15 protein-coding genes are annotated in these 19,441 nt (G+C 29.2%); 11 read left to right on the forward strand and 4 right to left on the reverse strand.

Annotated elements, in window-relative coordinates; all coding sequences use genetic code 11:
- Nucleotides 1–23: 23 nt before the first annotated feature.
- Entirely contained in the window at nucleotides 24–230 is a 207-nt protein-coding gene (locus AXE85_RS01165; RefSeq protein ID WP_062172227.1) for a hypothetical protein, read from the forward strand.
- Nucleotides 231–833: 603 nt separating this feature from the next.
- On the opposite strand, the gene AXE85_RS01170 is transcribed toward AXE85_RS01165, so the two are convergent.
- Nucleotides 834–1,817, reverse strand: a complete 984-nt coding sequence (locus AXE85_RS01170) for a DDE-type integrase/transposase/recombinase (protein ID WP_062174648.1) — start codon at nucleotides 1,815–1,817, stop codon at nucleotides 834–836.
- Between the two features lie 134 nt (nucleotides 1,818–1,951).
- Between AXE85_RS01170 and AXE85_RS01175 the strand changes: the two genes are divergently transcribed.
- From AXE85_RS01175 to AXE85_RS01215, 9 genes are all read left to right on the forward strand, one after another.
- Complete coding sequence (locus tag AXE85_RS01175; RefSeq protein WP_114889575.1) at nucleotides 1,952–2,683, forward strand: hypothetical protein; 732 nt, start codon at nucleotides 1,952–1,954, stop codon at nucleotides 2,681–2,683.
- A gap of 313 nt (nucleotides 2,684–2,996) precedes the next feature.
- Nucleotides 2,997–3,866 (forward strand): choline/ethanolamine kinase family protein, encoded by an 870-nt coding sequence (locus AXE85_RS01180; protein ID WP_062172234.1) that lies wholly within the window; start codon nucleotides 2,997–2,999, stop codon nucleotides 3,864–3,866.
- The gene (locus tag AXE85_RS01185; RefSeq protein ID WP_062172238.1) at nucleotides 3,856–4,731 is read left to right on the forward strand and encodes a DMT family transporter; all 876 of its coding nucleotides are present in this window, start codon (nucleotides 3,856–3,858) and stop codon (nucleotides 4,729–4,731) included. Before AXE85_RS01180 ends, AXE85_RS01185 begins: the two co-directional genes overlap by 11 nt.
- A gap of 14 nt (nucleotides 4,732–4,745) precedes the next feature.
- Nucleotides 4,746–5,435 (forward strand): sugar phosphate nucleotidyltransferase, encoded by a 690-nt coding sequence (locus AXE85_RS01190; RefSeq protein ID WP_062172240.1) that lies wholly within the window; start codon nucleotides 4,746–4,748, stop codon nucleotides 5,433–5,435.
- A gap of 387 nt (nucleotides 5,436–5,822) precedes the next feature.
- Nucleotides 5,823–7,508: a glucosaminidase domain-containing protein gene (locus tag AXE85_RS01195; protein ID WP_062172244.1), complete on the forward strand. Its 1,686-nt coding sequence runs from the start codon at nucleotides 5,823–5,825 to the stop codon at nucleotides 7,506–7,508.
- A 59-nt stretch (nucleotides 7,509–7,567) separates the two neighbouring features.
- The gene (locus AXE85_RS01200; RefSeq protein ID WP_062172247.1) at nucleotides 7,568–8,569 is read left to right on the forward strand and encodes a glycosyltransferase family 2 protein; all 1,002 of its coding nucleotides are present in this window, start codon (nucleotides 7,568–7,570) and stop codon (nucleotides 8,567–8,569) included.
- Between the two features lie 181 nt (nucleotides 8,570–8,750).
- Complete coding sequence (locus AXE85_RS01205) at nucleotides 8,751–10,508, forward strand: ABC transporter ATP-binding protein (RefSeq protein ID WP_062172248.1); 1,758 nt, start codon at nucleotides 8,751–8,753, stop codon at nucleotides 10,506–10,508.
- Nucleotides 10,501–12,228 (forward strand): ABC transporter ATP-binding protein, encoded by a 1,728-nt coding sequence (locus AXE85_RS01210; RefSeq protein WP_062172250.1) that lies wholly within the window; start codon nucleotides 10,501–10,503, stop codon nucleotides 12,226–12,228. The genes AXE85_RS01205 and AXE85_RS01210 overlap by 8 nt, the downstream gene beginning before the upstream one ends.
- Nucleotides 12,229–12,240: 12 nt before the next feature.
- Nucleotides 12,241–12,852 (forward strand): sugar O-acetyltransferase, encoded by a 612-nt coding sequence (locus AXE85_RS01215; protein ID WP_062172252.1) that lies wholly within the window; start codon nucleotides 12,241–12,243, stop codon nucleotides 12,850–12,852.
- An 85-nt stretch (nucleotides 12,853–12,937) separates the two neighbouring features.
- Here the strand turns inward: AXE85_RS01215 and AXE85_RS01220 are convergent, their stop codons facing one another.
- The 3 genes from AXE85_RS01220 to AXE85_RS01230 all read right to left on the reverse strand — a co-directional run bounded on the left by AXE85_RS01220 (nucleotide 12,938) and on the right by AXE85_RS01230 (nucleotide 16,205).
- A complete protein-coding gene (locus tag AXE85_RS01220; RefSeq protein ID WP_062172254.1) occupies nucleotides 12,938–13,777 on the reverse strand; it encodes a DegV family protein in 840 nt (279 codons plus the stop codon).
- A 433-nt stretch (nucleotides 13,778–14,210) separates the two neighbouring features.
- The gene (locus AXE85_RS01225; protein ID WP_062172256.1) at nucleotides 14,211–15,056 is read right to left on the reverse strand and encodes an aldo/keto reductase; all 846 of its coding nucleotides are present in this window, start codon (nucleotides 15,054–15,056) and stop codon (nucleotides 14,211–14,213) included.
- 417 nt (nucleotides 15,057–15,473) lie between these two features.
- Nucleotides 15,474–16,205 (reverse strand): GTP pyrophosphokinase, encoded by a 732-nt coding sequence (locus AXE85_RS01230; protein ID WP_072520099.1) that lies wholly within the window; start codon nucleotides 16,203–16,205, stop codon nucleotides 15,474–15,476.
- Nucleotides 16,206–16,572: 367 nt separating this feature from the next.
- Between AXE85_RS01230 and nrdD the strand changes: the two genes are divergently transcribed.
- Nucleotides 16,573–18,756 (forward strand): anaerobic ribonucleoside-triphosphate reductase, encoded by a 2,184-nt coding sequence (gene nrdD, locus AXE85_RS01235; RefSeq protein WP_062172258.1) that lies wholly within the window; start codon nucleotides 16,573–16,575, stop codon nucleotides 18,754–18,756.
- Nucleotides 18,757–19,441 lie beyond the last annotated feature (685 nt).

Below are 19,441 nucleotides of genomic sequence, written 5' to 3' on the forward strand. Positions count from 1 at the left end.
AGAAAAATGAAAGTGAGAAAAGTATGGGAAAAGAATTAGAAGTTGTGGAAGAAAATAAGTACACTGTTGTAAAAGGTCATGAATATAAGAAAGATAAAGAAAGAATTTTAAAAGAAAGAGAAGATGAAGAAGATTTAGAAAAGAAAATAGCTGACAAGGAAAAAGAAATCAACAACGAAATAAAAAAAGCTTTGAAACCGAAGGAAAAAGTAGAAAAAAAAGAAGAATAATAGAAATATTAGATGAAAAATATTTTCAAAGGGATATAGTTATTGATTCGGGGAAATTAGGGATAATAGCTTACTACAAGGATAATAAATTATTTTATAAAAAATTAATAGAATATGAAAGAACAAATAAAATATTAGATATTTTTAGTGTATATATTTATCCTATTGTTATTGGATTATTTATATTACGTATTTATTTTTTAGAAATAAATAAAATTAGTATACTTTATAAAATTGTTAATTTTATTTTACATATATATTTAAGTCCAATTACAGCAGTAGGTTCAATTTCAATTAAAACTATAGTTTTACCCATAGAGGAACCTCTAGTTTTTTTCTCGGTTTTAATTATGTACATTTGTAAATGATGTGAGACAAAAAAAGTAAAAAATAAATACCGGATATAATAGAATTACATAGAAGCTAGCTTCTATGTAAACCGTATGAAGCCCCCGACGTAAATTACATTATTTGATTAGATTTGCCAGCTTTAATTCCTTAGAGAACATTTCAGATTTCTAAAACTTATTTGTCAAGGATTTGAAAAAGGCGTAGCCCTTGTCCTTGACAAATAAGTTGTGAAATCTATTATCTAACAAGGAATTAAAGCCGGCATATTTTTATAGACTCTTTCCGTAACTCTTTTCTTTTTTCAACAGGAGAAAGCCAATTTAAAGTCTGCATAGGAAGACGGTTAGAGCGATATAGATACTTTTTCATCTGAGATATAAGATCATCATACGAAAAGAAAGATAAACGCCTGTAAAAACGTTCATTATCATTTCTATGACTACGTTCAACCTTACCGTTATGTCTAGGAGTTCTAGGTCTAATAAGTTGATGTTTAATGCCAAGATTATTACACAATACATCAAAAGGGTGTATTCGTTTAGTATCTTTAAAATGTGTAAATTCAAAACCATTATCAGTTTGAATTATCTTGGGTTTATACCCAAAATAATCAATAGCCATTTTAACAAATTGAACAGTAGAGTATGATGATTGTTCTTTAAAAGGGAAAATAAATCTTTCCCTAGTAGCTTCATCAATGATAGTATATTGATAAAATTTATCTGGAATTTCTCCTACATAACAACGTTTAGGAACATATTTCACATCAAGTTGCCATTTTTTACCAATTTCAGTAGGTGTATCATAAGGTTTAGGTTTATAAGGAATTACTTTTTTCTTAGTATCTTTATAAAAACCTAATTTTCTAAGTACTCTAAATAAAGAACAAGGATGTCTTTTATAACCTTTGTTGAATTTAAGTTTAGCATATAATTCAATCATAGAAATATTAGGGTTACGTTTAATAAGATTTTTAATCCAAGACAATTCTTCAACTGTATGGGCGTTAGGGTGAATAGAATGAGGTCTATGAGACTTATCTATAAGAGACTCTTTAGTACCGTCATATTTTTTATTCCAACGCAAAAGAGAGGCTTTTGATATTTTATAGCGCCTACAAATAAAGCGGATAGAGTTACCATTTCTATAAGTTTTAACTGCAGCTATTCTTGTTTGTAAAGTATGAGGTATATATCGTTGTGTTTTTTCTATATTTTCTGTTATAATAGTTTTCATAAGAGTAAATTCCTTTTTTTGATTTGTAGGTAACTTCATTATACAGGATTTACTCTTCTTTTTTTTATTATATGTCTCACATCTATTGTAACACTACACTAGTTTTTTTCTCGGTTTTAATTATAGTTTTAACTATGTTTCTTATTTTAAAATCATTCTGTATATATAAAAAAGAAGGAAGTTATAAACCAAAAGGGAGTAATATAATAGAAAAAATACATAATTTACTTTATATTGCCGGATTAGATGTGAAGTTATCGAAATATAAAATTTTTTATTCAATAATTTATCTTATTGTATTAGGGGTTTTCATAGATAAATATAGATATGCTACAATAGCTCTTATTATAGTAACTGCAGTCGTCTTAAATGAAATTAAGAAAATATTCAGTCTTGATAAATGGAGTATAATGATAATAATTATAGTTTTTTCTATAGCAAATGTTTTAACACCAGAGTTGTTGACGGGGAGTGTGTTAGCGTTTTTGTTATGTGTTGCTTTAGTTGACACTGAAAATTTAAGTAGTAAGTTGAGTGATAAAAAATATTTTTCAGAAAGAAATATCAGAGAAATAAACGAAAGACAACTTGAATTTAAAATGTATATAATGCTAACCATTATTATTTTGTGTATTATTTTTAATCTTTTTAGTTATTTTGGAGTATATGATTTTATAGCAAAATCAAATAATAAGTTTTTAGCAAGTTTATTTAAGGGTGAGATAAACCTTATCGCAGTGGTATTAGTAATTTTTGCAATAAAAGAATTTTTTAGAAAGAGAAAGGGTTTATTATTAGAAGTTGTAAAAACAAAAATTTACAAAAATGAAATTTCCGACGCAAAAAAGAGAAGCCTGAAGTTATAGAAAGTTTACCTATAGGCATTAAAAGTATTGCTAAAATAAAACCTGGGACGCTTATAGATAATAAAGATACCATCCCTAAAGATATACAAGTGTTTTTTGAAGATGTGATTGAAATAGATAATAGGAAAAATTTAGTAATTATTTATCCTACGGGGGTAGTGTATAAATATCAATATATAATATCAGAGAACAATGTGAAATGTGTAAAAAAACTGTCTACCGAGGAAATAAAACCAAAAACCTTTAAAAACAATTAAAAAATCTCAATTTTATGTTATAATAAATAATATTATGCAAATAAGGAGAAGATAAAGTGAAAGAATTAATACGTGATAAAATAAGTATATTGTTATCTCCTGAAGAAGAAATAATAAATGTAGAACGTTTAGGTGGAATGACCAATAACAATTACCTAGTCGAAACTACGGATAAAAAGTATATTGTTAAATTTTTTGGGAAAGGTACAGAAAAATTAATAGACCGTAAAGCTGAAAAATATAATTTAGAGTTGCTGCAGGACTTGGAACTCGATGTGAAAAATTATGTGTTTGATATAGAAGCAGGAATAAAAGTTAATAAATATATAGAAAATGCCAAAACTTTCGATAAAAATTATATAAAAACAAAATTACCGAGTGTAGCGGAAATTTTAAAAACAGTGCATAGTTCAAAAAAAGAGCTTAAAGGTGAGTTTAATCCATTTTCTGAAATTTTGAAGTATGAGAGTTTGATAATAGGGAAAATATATTTCCCTTATTATAATAAAATAAGAGAAAAAGTAATGTCGTTGAAAAAACCACTAGAAGAATTAGGTATACAAAAAAAATCTTGTCATATTGATTTAGTACCAGAAAATTTTATAGAAGATGAAAAAGGGCACATTTATCTAATCGATTGGGAATATTCAACTATGAATGATCCAATGTGGGATTTAGCAGCGTTATTTTTAGAATCTGATTTTGAAAAATCAGAAGAAGGAGATTTTCTCAGGTATTATAATAGTGAAAAAACACCTGTTAGTGTTGGGAAAATATTGATTTATAAAATACTTCAAGATTTTATCTGGAGTCTTTGGACGATTTATAAAGAAGAACAAGGTGCAGACTTTGGTACATATGGTAAAGATAGATATCAAAGAGCATTAAAAAATTTGAAAGAGTATGTGAACAGTTATGAAAAATAAAAGTGGTATATCATTTGGTCTATTTTCAGGTTTATTTTGGGGATTAGGTCTTACAATTAGTGCATATATATTTTCTTCATACAATATTTCTCCGTTTATTGTAGCGTTTGTACATGATTTTATTAGTATTTTTATATTAGGAGCAATATTGTTGATTAAATATAAAAGAATAGATTTTAGAATATTTCTTAATATAAAAAATATGAGTGTAATAATAGGTGCTATTTTAGCAGGACCGGTTGGAATGCAAAGTAATTTATATGCTGTTAAGTACATCGGTAGTGCATTGACATCATCGGTTACTGCTATTTATCCGGCAGTATCTGTAATTTTAGCATTTTTTGTCTTAAAACATAAAATTTCCAAACAAACAATTTTAGGGATTACATTAATTATTATAGGAATTTTTATACAAAGTTACAAGACCGAGCAAGTTCAATCATTTTATATTGGAATAATATTTGCTTTTGGTTGTGCAGTTGCGTGGGGAAGTGAGAGTGTACTTAGCTCATATGCAATGAGTAATAATCTTAGTGAGATAGAAACATTATTAATAAGACAAGTTACATCGTTTTTATCATATCTTATTATTATAGTTTTCAATGGTTTTGATTTTAGTAGCTTTACTGACATAAAATTAGGTGGCATAATTTTTATTTTTGTACTTAGCAACATGATTTCTTATATTATGTATTATATTGCTATTAATCGTTTGCAACCAGCTAAAGCAACAGGGCTTAATGTTAGTTATACAGTGTGGACAATAATTTTTACTGCGTTATTACTTGGCGGAGAACTAAGTGCACAAGTAGTGATAACATCGTTAATTATTGTGGTAGGAGTTTATATTATTATAAAAGATTAAAGGAGAATATAATATTGAGAGCAATTATTTTGGCAGCAGGGCTTGGAACAAGATTAAGACCAATGACTGACAATACACCTAAATCACTTATTAAAGTAAAGGGGAAACCGCTAATAGAATATCAAATAGAATATTTAAAAGAGACAGGTATAGAAGATATAGTTATAGTAACAGGATATTTGTGTGAGCAGTTTGAATATTTAACAGAAAACTATAATGTTGAATTAGTATATAATGATAAGTATGCTGAGTATAATAATTTTTACTCATTGTATTTAGTGAAAAATCTATTAGCAGATAGTTATGTTATTGATGCAGATAATTATTTATTTAAAAATTTATTTAGAACAAATATAGATCGTTCTACATACTTTAGTGTTTATCGAGAAGATTGTGATAATGAGTGGTTTTTAATATATGGTGATGACTATAAAGTAACAGATATTATTGTTGACAGCAGGGGGGGAAGGATTTTAAGTGGTGTATCATTTTGGGATAAACAAACAGCAGAAAAAATAATTAAGTTTATTGATAAAGCATATACTGATAAGAAATTCATGGATTTGTACTGGGATAATATAGTTAAGGATAATATTAAAGAACTTGATGTTTATGTTGAAGAATTAGAAGATAATACGATTTATGAGATTGATAGCGTTAAGGATTATAATAGGTTAGAAGAAATTTTAAAAAGATATAAGTAAGGTATCAAACAATGAAGTTATAACAAAATGAATTAAAAAAGTATACAGGGTGGCTTACGGAACTGGTGCAAAAGAGAATCCTAAAAAAGGTGGAATGATCTAAAAAGTAAAAATTTTAGTAGAATTTACTCATCAGTAGTTATATGAAGGGGTTCACTAATTTAAAAATTTGCTTTAAAGAATTTTCGTAAATTTAATGAATTATACAGGGGTAACTCGACAAAATTGATTTCTAATGAAATCATGATTTTTGGGTTACTTTTTCTATTATACGTAACAAATTTGTAATAAAAATCATTTAATTGTAATAAGAACAATAACAAGCTTATGATATAATTAATATGATAAATTTATGTAATAAAATGTTGAAAATGAGGATATAGAAAAATGAATTCAAAAAGTGTAAAAAGTGGCTTAATGTTTTTAACAGTATTAACAACACCGATAGTAATAAATGAAGTAGTAGGGATGGAAGCACATGCGGCGGCTCAAGGTTGGGTACAACAGCATGGTACATGGAGCTACTACTATAATGGTGCACAAGTAAAAAATAAATGGGTAGGAGATTATTATCTAGGTAGTAATGGATACATGGTAAAGAATACTTGGATACAAGGGAAGTATTATGTAGACAATAACGGAAAATGGGTAGCAAATGCCCAAAAAGGTTGGGTGAAGAGAGGAGCTACATGGTATTATTATAACCAAAATAACACATTGGCAAGGAATCAATGGGCAGGAAACTACTGGTTAGGATCAGACGGAAAGATGGCAACAAACAGCTGGGTAGATAGTGGACGTTATTATGTTGATAATAATGGAAAATGGGTAGCAAATGCCCAAAAAGGTTGGGTGAAGAGAGGAGCTACATGGTATTATTATAACCAAAATAACACATTGGCAAGGAATCAATGGGCAGGAAACTACTGGTTAGGATCAGACGGAAAGATGGCAACAAACAGCTGGGTAGATAGTGGACGTTATTATGTTGATAATAATGGAAAATGGATAGCAAATGCCCAAAAAGGTTGGGTGAAGAGAGGAACTACATGGTATTATTATAACCAAAATAACACATTGGCAAGGAATCAATGGGTAGGAAACTACTGGTTAGGATCAGACGGAAAGATGGCAACAAACGGCTGGGTAGATAGTGGACGTTATTATGTAGACAATAACGGAAAATGGGTAGCAAATGCAGGAAAATCTAATAAAACCTATAGCGGTAATACTTACTCAGGATATTATAAAGTAAAAGGATTGTATATTCCGGTTTATGATGCTAGCGGAAAAATATTATCACATGTATCACAAGGAACGGTCTTATTTAGAGACAGTAGAGCAACCTCAAACGGAAGAATACCGGTACAGGTAGCAGGTTTAACGGGGTATGTAAATCCTTCTCAAGTACAAGCCGTAACGGAAAATACAACATTTATTCCGGATTATGTAAGTGATGGTAAATATGTATATCATCGTTATTCGCGATATAGTAAAGTAAAAGTTGCATATCATAATCCGAATATGGTAGTGGGTAAAGCTTATTATTCAGCAGATGGTGTTAATTTCGGAACATTTAAACTTGAGCATCCGTTCCAATTTAATAATTTAAAATCAAAAACAAATTATTCGGCAGCAGATCTTAATCGCCTTTATAACTTAATGGGAGCGAGCAACAGTATGTTGGCTGGAAGAGGTGCAACATTCAAAGAAGCTGAAAGAAGATATGGAGTTAATGCACTTTATTTAGTGGCACATAGTGCTTTAGAAAGTGCTTGGGGTAAAAGTAATATAGCGAAGAGAAAAAATAATTTCTTCGGTATTGCCGCTTATGATTCAAATCCTTTCAATTCAGCTAAACGTTTTGATAATGTTGATGCCGGTATATTGGGGGCTGCACGTTGGATTAGTGAGAAATATCTAACTAATGGTAGATACCCTGCACATGGTGCATATTTAGGAAATAAAGCCGGCGGTATGAATGTAAACTATGCAACAGCACCGTATTGGGGCGAATCAATCGCAAGTATAATGTTTGAAGCTAACGAACGTTTAGGAAGAAAAGATAAATAAAAAAGTAGGAGCCGGGCAGGTAAATTGCCTTGCTCCCTTACTTTTGGCAAGGAGACTATATGTTAGTATCAGTAGTTATTGGGCTACTTAATGAAGAAAAATTTTTACCGCAATTAATTGAAGATTTTAAAAAGCAAACGTATAATCATAAAAAAATAGAATTGATATTTATTGATGGTATGTCGTCTGATAGTAGTTGGGATATATTAAAAAAATTTAAAGATAATAATCACGAATTTTATGATGTGGTACTTTTAAAAAATCCTAAAGTCATTTTATCAGCAGGAATGAATATAGGTATAAAGAGTGCAAAAGGAGAATGTATTTTAAAAGTGGATTGTCATTCTCATATTACGGAGAATTTTATAGAAAATAATGTAAAAGTGATTAACGAAGGAGAATATGTTTGTGGGGGGCCACGACCTAATATTATAAATGGTGGGAACAATTTTAGTAAAACTTTATTGTTTGTAGAAGAAAATATGTTTGGCAGCGGTGTGGCAAGTTATCGAAAAAAAACTTCAAAGAAGTATGTTAGATCCGTTTTTCAAGGAATGTACAGAAAAGAAGTGTTTGATAAAGTAGGTTTATTAGATGAGTATGTAGGTCGTGCAGAAGATAATGAATTGCACTATCGCTTAAGAAAACATGGGTACAAAATTCGATATAGTAATGATATTTTGTCTTATCAGTATACACGTCCAACATTAAAACGTATGTTAAAGCAAAAATATTCCAATGGTTATTGGATAGGAAAAGTCAGCCATGTTTACCCTAAAGCGTTTTCAATATTTCACTTTGTACCATTTGTATTTGTAGTGGTGATTGTCGTAAGTTTATTGGCTTTGCCTTGGACATGGATACTATTGGAATTATTAATGGGTGTGTATGTATTTTTTACGATAATAATAACTATTGCAACTATATTAACGAATAAATTTAATTTAACATTGTTGTTAATGCCGATTATTTTATTTTTAGTACACATTTCTTATGGGCTAGGAACTTTAGTAGGATTAGTCAAAGGTTTTTCTTGGAAGAAAGTTTATTTTAAAAAATAACTTTAAGAACTGTTTTTCGCTATTATTGCGAAAACAGTTCTTTTGGCTCTGTGTCAAATATAGGGTATGGGGAAAAATTTATACCCTTATTATTTTATACCTTTCCATTATCTCACAATAATTTCTTTTTCACTTTCTTATATGATATAATTATAAAATATACTTGAAAGAAGGTGAAGAAATGGAAAGTAGCGTAAGCAACAAAGAAATAATAAAAAAATTATCACAGTTGCTTTATAGGGATAAAATTAGAATTGGAATTGCATTAGTAGCTTCATTTTTTTCATATTATTTTACTTTATATCCTGCCAATAGATTAAATTTTATAGTAGACGGAATAGCTAACGGTTCTATCACCTTTGACGGTGTAATAAAAGAGATAATTAATATTATTTTTATAGGATTAGCATTATATTTCGTCTATTATTTTAAAGAATATTATACTTTTATCGGGTATGATAAAATAATAAAAGATTTAGGCTATGAAGTGCAACGTGATGTTTACCGCCATACACCTATCTTTTTTAATAAATTTAGCATAGGGGAAGTTATTAGCCGTTCAACCAATGATATCGCAAACTACATTGCTGTTTTTTTCAGCTATGGAATACTTCTTATATTTGACGGTATTATTTATAATATTTTTATAAGTATTTTAATATTTAATAAGTCTAATTTAGGGTATTTAGCATTAATACATCTACCGCTTATTATACAGACTATTTATTTAGTTAGCAGAAGAGAAGTACAGGAAAAATACTACAATAAAATGGCTAAAACGATGGATAAAATTACCGAAGAAACATTAGAAAATGTAAAGGGAATTAGGGTTATAAGAACATATAGCTTACTTTCAAAAGTTAGAGACAGTTTTATAAAAAAATTACGCAGTTATTCAAAAACTAATGTAAGATATATGAAAACAACACTTCTTTACCAATCGCTTAATACGGTATCTTTGGCTATAACTTATGTTTTAGCTGTCGGTTATGGTTTTTATTTAATTAATATTGGGAGTATGACACTTGGAGAACTTATTGCAGTTTGTGTTGTTGTAGGTATGCTTCAGTGGCCATATATAGCTTTATCCGAGTTGATTGTTATGCTTATAGAAGTTCGTCAGGCAACAAAACGTGTTATTGAAATCACGAAAAGAAAGCCTGAAGTAAATAACGATAGAGCGGATACCGTTTTTAAGTTTGGTGATAATATTGAATTTAAAGATTTTGATTTCAGTTATAATGATGTAAAGGTTTTAAAGAAGATTAATCTGGTAATAAATCGTGGAGAAACAGTTGGTATTATAGGAAAAACCGGTTGCGGTAAGACAACTCTTATAAAACAATTTCTTAGACTATATCCGATAAAAGAGAAGACTTTGTTTATTGATGGTAAACCGATAGAAGAGTATTACGATTATTCTATTCGTGAAAAGATAGGTTATGCCCCGCAAGAGTACCAATTATTTTCAAAGACTATTAGAGAAAATATTTTATTTTACAGAGAAAATTTAGAAAATAATTTGGAAGAAAGTTTAATTCTTTCCGATATAAAAAAGGATATTGATAATTTTAAAGATGGTTTAGATACTTTAATCGGAGAGAATGGAGTTTCGTTATCAGGGGGACAAAAACAACGTTTGGGAATAGCACGGGCTATTTTAACAAATCCTGATATACTGATTCTTGATGATAGCTTAAGTGCAGTTGATGCCAACACTGAAAAAGTAATTATCGAAAATATAAAAAATCATCGAACAGGAAAGACCAATATAATTGTTTCGCATAGAATTTCTGCGATAAGACATGCTGATAAAATCATTGTAATGGAAAACGGCAGGATTTTAAATATCGGAACACATAGTGAGTTATTGGAAAATTGTGCATGGTATAGAGATTTAGATGCTTATCAAAATAAGGAGGTAGAAGAAGATGAATAATAAAAATCCATTATTACAATTTCTACCTTATTTAAAAACAGCGAAAAAAGATTATTTGCTTGGAACAATTTTCTCAATATTGAATGTTGCATTTGGTGTAGGCGGAGTTTATGTTTTATCAAAAGTTTTTGACGGGGTTAATGGTGATGTAACAACTCAAGTAGTAAAAAAATCATTGGTAATAGCTGCAGGTTACGGTTTAATTTTGCTATGTTCAGGTATTTCCAACTATATAAGAAATATTTATTTGGTAAAGGGTGCCAATGAAATATATGTTCGTATACAAACGCAAGTGTATGATCATATTCAAAGTTTGCCGATTCGTTATTTTGATAATATGCCTGCGGGTTCTGTTGTATCAAGGATAACAAGTGATGTTAATCAGATAAGGATATTTTTTGTATCTACTTTTATTCAGATTATGATTATTGCGATGAAAATTATTTTTTCTTATATTGTCCTGTTTTATGTAGATATTAGATTTGGAATGTATATGTTGCTTTTGTTACCGATAATGTATGTTATTTTGAAGTTTTATAATAAAATGACTATTGGTAGTATAAAAGGGTATCGCCGTAAATTTTCTGAAAGCAATGGTATTGTTAATGAAAATTATCAAAATTTAGAAATAATAAAAGCATTTAACCAAGAAGAAGCGGCACTATGTGATTGGAATAAACATAATGAAGAACGTTTCGGTTATTGGAAAAGCCTTAATATCGTAGATAGTTTATTATTACATAATATAACAGGAATAATTAGAATTATTATTTTTATCGGAATAGTTTACTATTATGCTTATTCACACTTTAATAATGTTTTTGGTATAACGCTCGGAATGGTTTATCTATTTATTAATTATACAACGGATATAATATATCGTATTGCCGATTTCACATTTAGTATTTCTAATTACGTTCGTGCCGTAGGAGCGGCAAATAATATTCAAGAAATTTTGAAATTGGAAATTGAAGAAGACATTGAAATGGAAGAGATAGAACATTTCCAAGGTAATATTGAATTTAAAAATGTTTCTTTTGCATATAAGGAAGAAAACTATGTTTTGAAAGATTTGAATATTGATATTAAAGAAAATCAAACGGTTGCCTTTGTTGGACATACCGGTAGCGGTAAAAGTACGATTATGAACTTGATTGTCAAATTTTATGAGGCTACTAAAGGAAAACTTTTAATCGGAGGTCGTGATATAAAAAAATATAGTAGAGAATATCTAAGAAGACAAACAGCGATTGTTCTCCAAGATACTTTTTTATTTGAGGGAACTCTTCTTGAAAATATTACAACAACCGGCAATGAGGAATTGGCAAAAACGTCTTTAAAAAGAGTTGGAGGAGATTTTATTTTAAAAACAAGATCGTTGAATTCTAAAGTAGAAGTAGGGGGTAATAATTTTTCTACCGGAGAAAAGCAACTAATTTGTTTAGCGAGAGCTTTGGCAAAAAATCCGAAAATCTTAATTTTAGATGAATCAACTGCCAATATTGACAGTGAAACGGAGCAAATAGTAGGAAGGGCGATTGATGAACTTAAAGATGGAAGAACAACACTTATAATAGCCCATAGATTATCAACGATAAAAAATTCCGATATGATTTTTGTGTTAAATAAAGGGAAAGTAGTGGAAAGTGGAAATCATGAGGAATTGTTAAAACTTAACGGTGTTTATAGAAAAATGTACGAAACACAGATCAAAGGTTAGAAAGGATAAAAGATGAATTATAAAGAAAGGATGTTGGCAGGATTACCTTATTTAGCATCTGACGACAAGTTGCAAAAAGAAAGACAAAGAGCAAGAGAGTTCTGTTTTAAATACAATAATATTTCTCCTACTGAAAAAGAAAAAAGAAAAAATATGATAGATAAGTTTTTCGGAAAAGTTGGAAATGGGACAGTTGTTCAATCACCTTTTTATTGTGACTATGGGTATAATATAGAAATTGGAGATAATTTTTTTTCGAATTATAGTTTAACGATATTAGATGTTGCTAAGGTGAAAATAGGGAATAATGTATTGTTTGGGCCTAATGTAAGTCTTTATACGGCGGGGCATCCTATTCATCCAGTAAGTCGTAATTCGGGTTATGAGTACGGGTTTCCAATTACAATAGGTGATAATGTTTGGCTTGGTGGCAGTGTAACTGTAGTGCCGGGGGTAACGATAGGTGCTAACAGCGTAATTGCTGCCGGGAGTGTCGTGGTTAAAGATATACCGGATAATGTGGTAGCAGCCGGTAATCCATGTAAGATTATAAGAAAAATAACAGCAGCAGAAATCGATTATTATTATAAAAACAGGCTATTCGATGTATATGATTATAAATAATGATAGCCCTGAAAATATCTAAATATACGAACTAACCTTACGTTAATTTAAAAAGGGTTAGTTCGTATTATATTTATGCTATCCATTAGTCCTCATACTCTAAATAACCTATTGCTATTGCCCTTGGGCCGGCATGAGCCCCGATAACCGGAGAAACTGTAACTATTTCTGTTTTTATTTCTCCGAATATTTCTTTAATTATATTTTGTGTTTTTTCTAACAGATTATTGTTGTTTGTGTGGAATATAATAAGGGACTGTGGATTTTTTTTCTTAATTTCTTCACACATTTTTTTGATAACTTTTTTTATCCCGCGCTGTTTACCGCTTACTAGAAGAGCGCCGTCTTTTACAGTAATAATTGGCAGAATATTTAACATATTTGATAAAATAAATTGTGTTTTACCAAGGCGACCGCCGGCATATAGAAAGTCCATTGTTTCAACGGTAACCAATACATTTTGTTTTTTGTAAAGTTTGTTATATTCTTCTTCAATATTGTTATAAGAGATTAAACCGTTAGAAAAATCTTTAATGATTTTTTCAATAGCACGTCCTGCTATTCGTGCAACTTGTTTAGTATCAATAATTTTAATTTCTAAATCTTTTATCAATGCTTTAGCTTGAGTAAAAGATGAGAATGTTCCTGATAATCTTTCAGAAATACTAAAAATTACTACCCTTTTATAATCTTTTTCTTTTAAGGCATTTAAGGCTTCTAACACTTTTCCGACTGATGGTTGGCTGGTACTCGGTTTCATACCTTTTTTTATATATTCATAAAATTGTTCAGATTTAATTGTTATATTATCCTCATAAACCCTATTATCTAACCTTACCTCCAAAGGAATTATTGTTAATGGATAATTTTTTGTAAATTCTTCACTTACTTGTAATGTTGAATCACATAAAAATGCTGTTTTCATTTTTCCCTCACTTAATATTAAAATTTTTAAAGACTATTCTTTAAATATTGAATAATACATATAATATACTAAAAATTAAATTTTTCCAAATAAAAAGAATAAAATATAGTTATCTAATTGAAATGTATATTTTAATTAGAATAGGGATTTTAAATATCTCTTACAGGGTTTGTAAAGAATTTAAAATATTTAACTAACAATATAAAAAATTCAGTAATTAGTAATTAATTTTTTATTATTTTTCAAATAATAAAGTTAGCGACAGACGTTTATACTACTATCGACTTTTACTAAAATAATATATAAAATAAAGTCAATTACAACCGAATAAAAAAAATATCAGTAGGGAAAACTATATAAGAAAATAGCTAAAAATCCCGCCGTAGGTGAGATAGGCGAAGTTTTTAGCTATTTATAAATATTTTAATCGGTTTTATTCTGCTTTACGTTGGGCTAAAGAGCGGATAACTTTCGGATCTTTATGACTGAAGAATTGACTTTCTTTTCTGTCCAACGCTGAAATCTTTTGAATATCATCACTATCTAATTTAAAGTCAAAAACGTTTAGGTTTTCTTTCATTCTTTTAGGATGTGATGATTTTGTTAATACTACGATGTCTTGTTCAATAAAATAACGAATGATTATTTGTGCAACAGTTTTATTGTGCTTTTTAGCAATATCAACTAGAGTTTTATTATTAAAAATATCATCTTTTCCACGTGCGAATGTTGACCATGCTTCAACAACAACACCTTCTTCTTTAAACTGTTTAACAGCTTCTTTTTGTTGACAGAAAGGGTTAAGTTCTATTTGGTTAATTACCGGTTTTTCTTCGCTAAATAGTGAAAGGTCAACTAGTTTATCAATGCCGAAATTGGAAACTCCGATTGCACGAATTTTTCCTTCGTTTTTAAGCTCGATCATTGCACGCCATGCACCGAATGTATCATTATACGGTTGATGAATTAATAATAAATCAACATAATCCAGTTGTAATTTTTCTAATGAACGCATAAATGATGAACGAGCATTTTCGTAATTGGTATTGTTTATCCAAATTTTTGTAGTTATAAATAATTCTTTACGCGGAATACCGGAAGCCTTAATACCTTCACCGACACCACGTTCATTAAGATATAGTTGAGCTGTGTCGATATGACGATAACCGGCTTTGATAGCACTTGCTACGGCATCTTTTGTTTCTTCATCTGAAATATTAAAAACTCCAAAGCCTAGAACGGGAATTTCTACTTCATTATTTAATTTTAAAGTTTTCATAAGCAATTCTCCTTTATTTGTAGTCTACTATAATCAAACCAGATATAAGAAGATAAGTCAAGTAATTATATAATATTTTTATATTTTAATAATATTTGATAAATATAATAAATAATTTAATAAATTATATGGGTTGTATTATAATTTTGTCGTAAAAAACAAATTTATTTTTAGCTTCCCGGAATAACTAACTTTAAAAGTTAAAAACTCCGGTGGAATTTATTTATTGATAAGTTAAACGTTGAAATTTATTGATTTGAGAGAACTTTTCTTGAAATTTATGGAAAAAGCTTGGCAAAATTGATTTTAAGTTGTTTATAAATAATTTTTCTTGTTTTTTACAGGTGAAGATATTTTACAAGATTTACCTTAATAAAAATACCCTAGAAAAATTTTTCTAAGGTATTTTGGTATGTATTATACTTTTGAAGTGTCAATATCGTTATAATCAATAAATTTTACTTCTTCATCTTCTTCAATAATTTCTTTAACTTTTTGCATTTGATTATCCAGTTTTGCACTAATTTCCGCACACAATAAAAGACGACGTTCAATTTCTTTTTCTTTTTCAACACTGAGATTTTTTTTATAACGTAATTTATGTTCAAGGCTTGCCCAAAAATCCATTGCGATTGTTCTGAATTGAACTTCTACAGCCACATGTTCAACACTACCTGATAAAAATATCGGTATTTCTACAATAAGGTGATAACTGCGATAACCATTGTCCTTATTATTTTTTATATAATCTTTTTCGGCTATAACCGTAATATCATCTTGTTGTTTCAAAGCGGAAACAAGTTTATATACATCATTTTTAAATGAGCATATGACACGTACTCCGGCAACGTCGTAAATATTTTGTTTTATGGTATTAACATCGAAATCTAAATTTAAACGTTGTAACTTATTCATCAAACTTACGGGGCTTTTTAAACGAGTAGAAATTGATTCTATTGGATTATTTTCTCCATGCAGTGAAAATTCTTTATCGAAGACATTAAGTTTTGTCTCTATTTCAAGCATCGCACATTCATAGTGCATAAATAATTCGATAAATGGTTGTATCTCGTTAAAGAGAATATTTTTACCATTATTTTCAGCAGGAAATAATTGTTCTGTTAATGTTTCAATGTGACTTTTTTTCATTCGTAACTCTCACTTTTATATTTTATTACACTTATCATAATATATAATATTCTTAAAATAAAGTTTAAACAATGGATAAAAATAATTTTTTATAAAAAAAGGAGATAATATAAGGAGAAGCGAAACTGTACTAAGAAAATGAGTTAATAAAAATTAATACAGATTGTAATAAAATTTAAGAAAATTCCTATGTCAACAATAAATAATAAGTTTGTGATAAAAAAACAGTTTACACAAAAATTTCACAACTAACTGAGGATGGCTATATAATCGCAAATTCAATTTCCGGGGAATAATTTAGGTATAGACAAATCACTTTTTTTACTATAAGATATATAATATAGAAAAAAATATGGGAGGAATTTTGATGCAGGTAGAAAAATGTTATTCATATACAGAAAAAAAACTAGATATATTAAAAGAAAAACTATCAGTAATCAAGCGTGATGGTAGAATTTCACGTTTTGATGCAGAAAAAATTTATAAAGCTATAGAAAAAGCGGTATTTTCAGTTTTTGGAGAAAAGCATAGTGTTGATATACAAAAAATAGTTGACAATGTTGTACTGGAAATTGCTAATCGTTTTAATACAAATATTAAAATTTATGAAATTCAAAATATAGTAGAACATACACTTGTGCAACTGGGAGAAGTTGCCATTTATGAAGAGTATGTAGGTTATCGTAGTAAGCGTGATATTGAACGTGAACAGAGTCTGGATATTAATGTAGCAATAGAAAAACTCGTAAATCGTGATGAGAGTCTTGTTAATGAAAATGCCAACAAGGATAGTTTAGTATTCAACACTCATAGAGATTTAACAAGTGGCATTGTGGCAAAAGCAATTGGGCTTAAAATGTTGCCGAAGCATGTGGCTAATTCACACCAAAAAGGAGAAATTCATTACCACGATTTAGATTATTCACCATATCAGCCGCTAACCAACTGTTGTTTGATTGATTTTAAAGAGATGTTAACAAAAGGGTTTAAAATTGGGAATGCCGAGGTAAGCAGTCCAAGAAGTATTCAAACGGCAACAGCTCAAATGGCACAAATTATTGCTAACGTTGCCTCAAGTCAATACGGTGGATGTAGTGCTGATAGAATAGATGAAGTATTAGCACCGTTTGCTAAGTTGAACTATGAGAAAAACTTAAAAATGGCACGCGAGTGGATAGAGGGTGAAGAAAAACAAGAACGCTTTGCCCGTCAAAAAACAAATAAAGATATTTATGATGCAATGCAATCGTTAGAGTATGAAATAAACACGTTGTATTCTTCTCAAGGACAAACCCCTTTTACATCTTTAGGTTTCGGTTTGGGAGAAGGAGAATTTGAAAAAGAAATTCAAAAGGCGATATTACAAGTAAGAATAGAAGGACTTGGTGTCGAGAAAAGAACGGCGATTTTCCCGAAATTAATTTTTGTCATAAAAGATGGGTTAAATTTAAAACCGACAGATCCTAACTATGATGTAAAAGAATTGGCATTGAAATGTGCAACACAACGTATGTATCCGGATATTTTAATGTATGATACTTTAGTGAAGATCACAGGTAGTTGTAAAACACCGATGGGTTGTCGATCATTCTTACCGGCATGGCGTGATGAAAATGGTGAGTTGGTAGAAAGTGGTCGTATGAATTTAGGGGTGGTGACACTGAATTTACCACGTATCGCTATAGAATCAAAAGGAAATAAAGAATTATTCTGGAATATTTTTAATGAACGTTTAGACATTTGCAAAGAAGCATTAGACTATCGTGCAAAACGTTGCGGAGAAGCAAAACCGAAAAATGCACCTATATTATATATGCATGGAGCGTTTGGGAAAAGACTACAACCTGAAGATAAGGTTAAACAACTTTTCGATAAACAACGTGCAACGTTATCATTAGGGTACATCGGATTGTATGAAGTAGCAAGTGTATTTTATGGCGGAGATTGGGAAAAAAATCCCGAAGCTAAGGCATTTACGTTAGAAATTATGAAACATATGAAAGATAATGTTGATAAATGGACACGAGATGGTGATTATTGGTATAGTATTTATTCAACACCGAGTGAATCGTTGACAGATAGATTTTGTCGAATGGATACTGAAAAATTCGGAATTATAAAAGATGTTACAGATAAAGAATATTATACTAATTCATATCACTATGATGTTAGAAAAAATCCAACACCGTTTGAAAAATTGGAATTTGAAAAAGACTATCCATATTATGCAAGTGGCGGGTTTATTCATTACTGCGAATACCCGGTATTAAAACAAAACCCGAAAGCATTAGAAGCTGTATGGGATTTTGCTTATACACGTGTGGGTTATTTAGGAACAAATACACCGATTGACCGTTGTTACAAATGTAATTATGAGGGAGAATTTGAACCGACAAAAAAAGGCTTTAAGTGTCCGGAGTGCGGTAATAATGATCCAAAAAGTTGTGACGTTGTTAAAAGAACTTGTGGTTATTTAGGAAATCCTCAAGCACGTCCGATGATAAAAGGGCGTCATAAAGAAATTGTAGCTCGTGTAAAACATATGAAATAAATAATTTAGAAGTAATTACAGTAAAAACTAAGGCTTCTGTGTCAAATACGGGGCATAAGAAAAAATAAGGATAAAATGCTAAGCAACAAAATGTTACTTGGCATTTTTTTAATTGCCATTAAAATAATATTATAATAAAGAAAGAATTTTAATTGTATATACTAATTCTTAGATAACTGGGGTATTTTTTATATTATTCGGTATTTATATATCTATAGCTAATTAAACATTTCCATTTTATTTTGTAATTTTCGTTACAATAATATAACAGAGAGATGTGCAGATCTATTAATATTTTTTTCTTAAGAGAATATCTTTTTTTACGTAAGTTTAGTAAAAAGATAAAATAGATATGAAGTAAAGAGATTGGATAATAAAAAGAAAGAAAACAAAAGAAATGAAATTTTTGTTTTTATACAGAGAAACGATAAAAAATATTCAAAATCTATAAGAACTGTTTAGTACAACGAAATATGTGTTTTAGAAAAAAATTAATAAAATAACGGTTTTTTATGTATTAAAACTACAATAAATATTGAAAAAATTTTTTATATTATCTATGTATATATCATTTATTATGAGAATAAAGGGAAAAATCTATACTAAAAAAGTTAATAAATAGTAAATTAATTATTTCAGTCTTTATTTTCCTGTTGTATATATCTGTGATATAATTAGTTATCAT

The organism is Gemella sp. oral taxon 928 (genome assembly GCF_001553915.1).
In the GTDB taxonomy this organism is placed as follows: Bacteria; Bacillota; Bacilli; order Staphylococcales; family Gemellaceae; genus Gemella; species Gemella massiliensis.

Excerpts from the sequence above, each read along its gene's own strand:
- AXE85_RS01200 (WP_062172247.1), top strand. The coding sequence starts at position 7,568 with ATGTTAGTATCAGTAGTTATTGGGCTACTTAATGAAGAAAAATTTTTA.
- AXE85_RS01170 (WP_062174648.1), bottom strand. The coding sequence starts at position 1,817 with ATGAAAACTATTATAACAGAAAATATAGAAAAAACACAACGATATATA.
- AXE85_RS01195 (WP_062172244.1), top strand. The coding sequence starts at position 5,823 with ATGAATTCAAAAAGTGTAAAAAGTGGCTTAATGTTTTTAACAGTATTA.
- nrdD (WP_062172258.1), top strand. The coding sequence starts at position 16,573 with ATGCAGGTAGAAAAATGTTATTCATATACAGAAAAAAAACTAGATATA.
- AXE85_RS01215 (WP_062172252.1), top strand. The coding sequence starts at position 12,241 with ATGAATTATAAAGAAAGGATGTTGGCAGGATTACCTTATTTAGCATCT.
- AXE85_RS01165 (WP_062172227.1), top strand. The coding sequence starts at position 24 with ATGGGAAAAGAATTAGAAGTTGTGGAAGAAAATAAGTACACTGTTGTA.
- AXE85_RS01225 (WP_062172256.1), bottom strand. The coding sequence starts at position 15,056 with ATGAAAACTTTAAAATTAAATAATGAAGTAGAAATTCCCGTTCTAGGC.
- AXE85_RS01230 (WP_072520099.1), bottom strand. The coding sequence starts at position 16,205 with ATGAAAAAAAGTCACATTGAAACATTAACAGAACAATTATTTCCTGCT.
- AXE85_RS01175 (WP_114889575.1), top strand. The coding sequence starts at position 1,952 with ATGTTTCTTATTTTAAAATCATTCTGTATATATAAAAAAGAAGGAAGT.
- AXE85_RS01185 (WP_062172238.1), top strand. The coding sequence starts at position 3,856 with ATGAAAAATAAAAGTGGTATATCATTTGGTCTATTTTCAGGTTTATTT.
- AXE85_RS01210 (WP_062172250.1), top strand. The coding sequence starts at position 10,501 with ATGAATAATAAAAATCCATTATTACAATTTCTACCTTATTTAAAAACA.
- AXE85_RS01220 (WP_062172254.1), bottom strand. The coding sequence starts at position 13,777 with ATGAAAACAGCATTTTTATGTGATTCAACATTACAAGTAAGTGAAGAA.
- AXE85_RS01205 (WP_062172248.1), top strand. The coding sequence starts at position 8,751 with ATGGAAAGTAGCGTAAGCAACAAAGAAATAATAAAAAAATTATCACAG.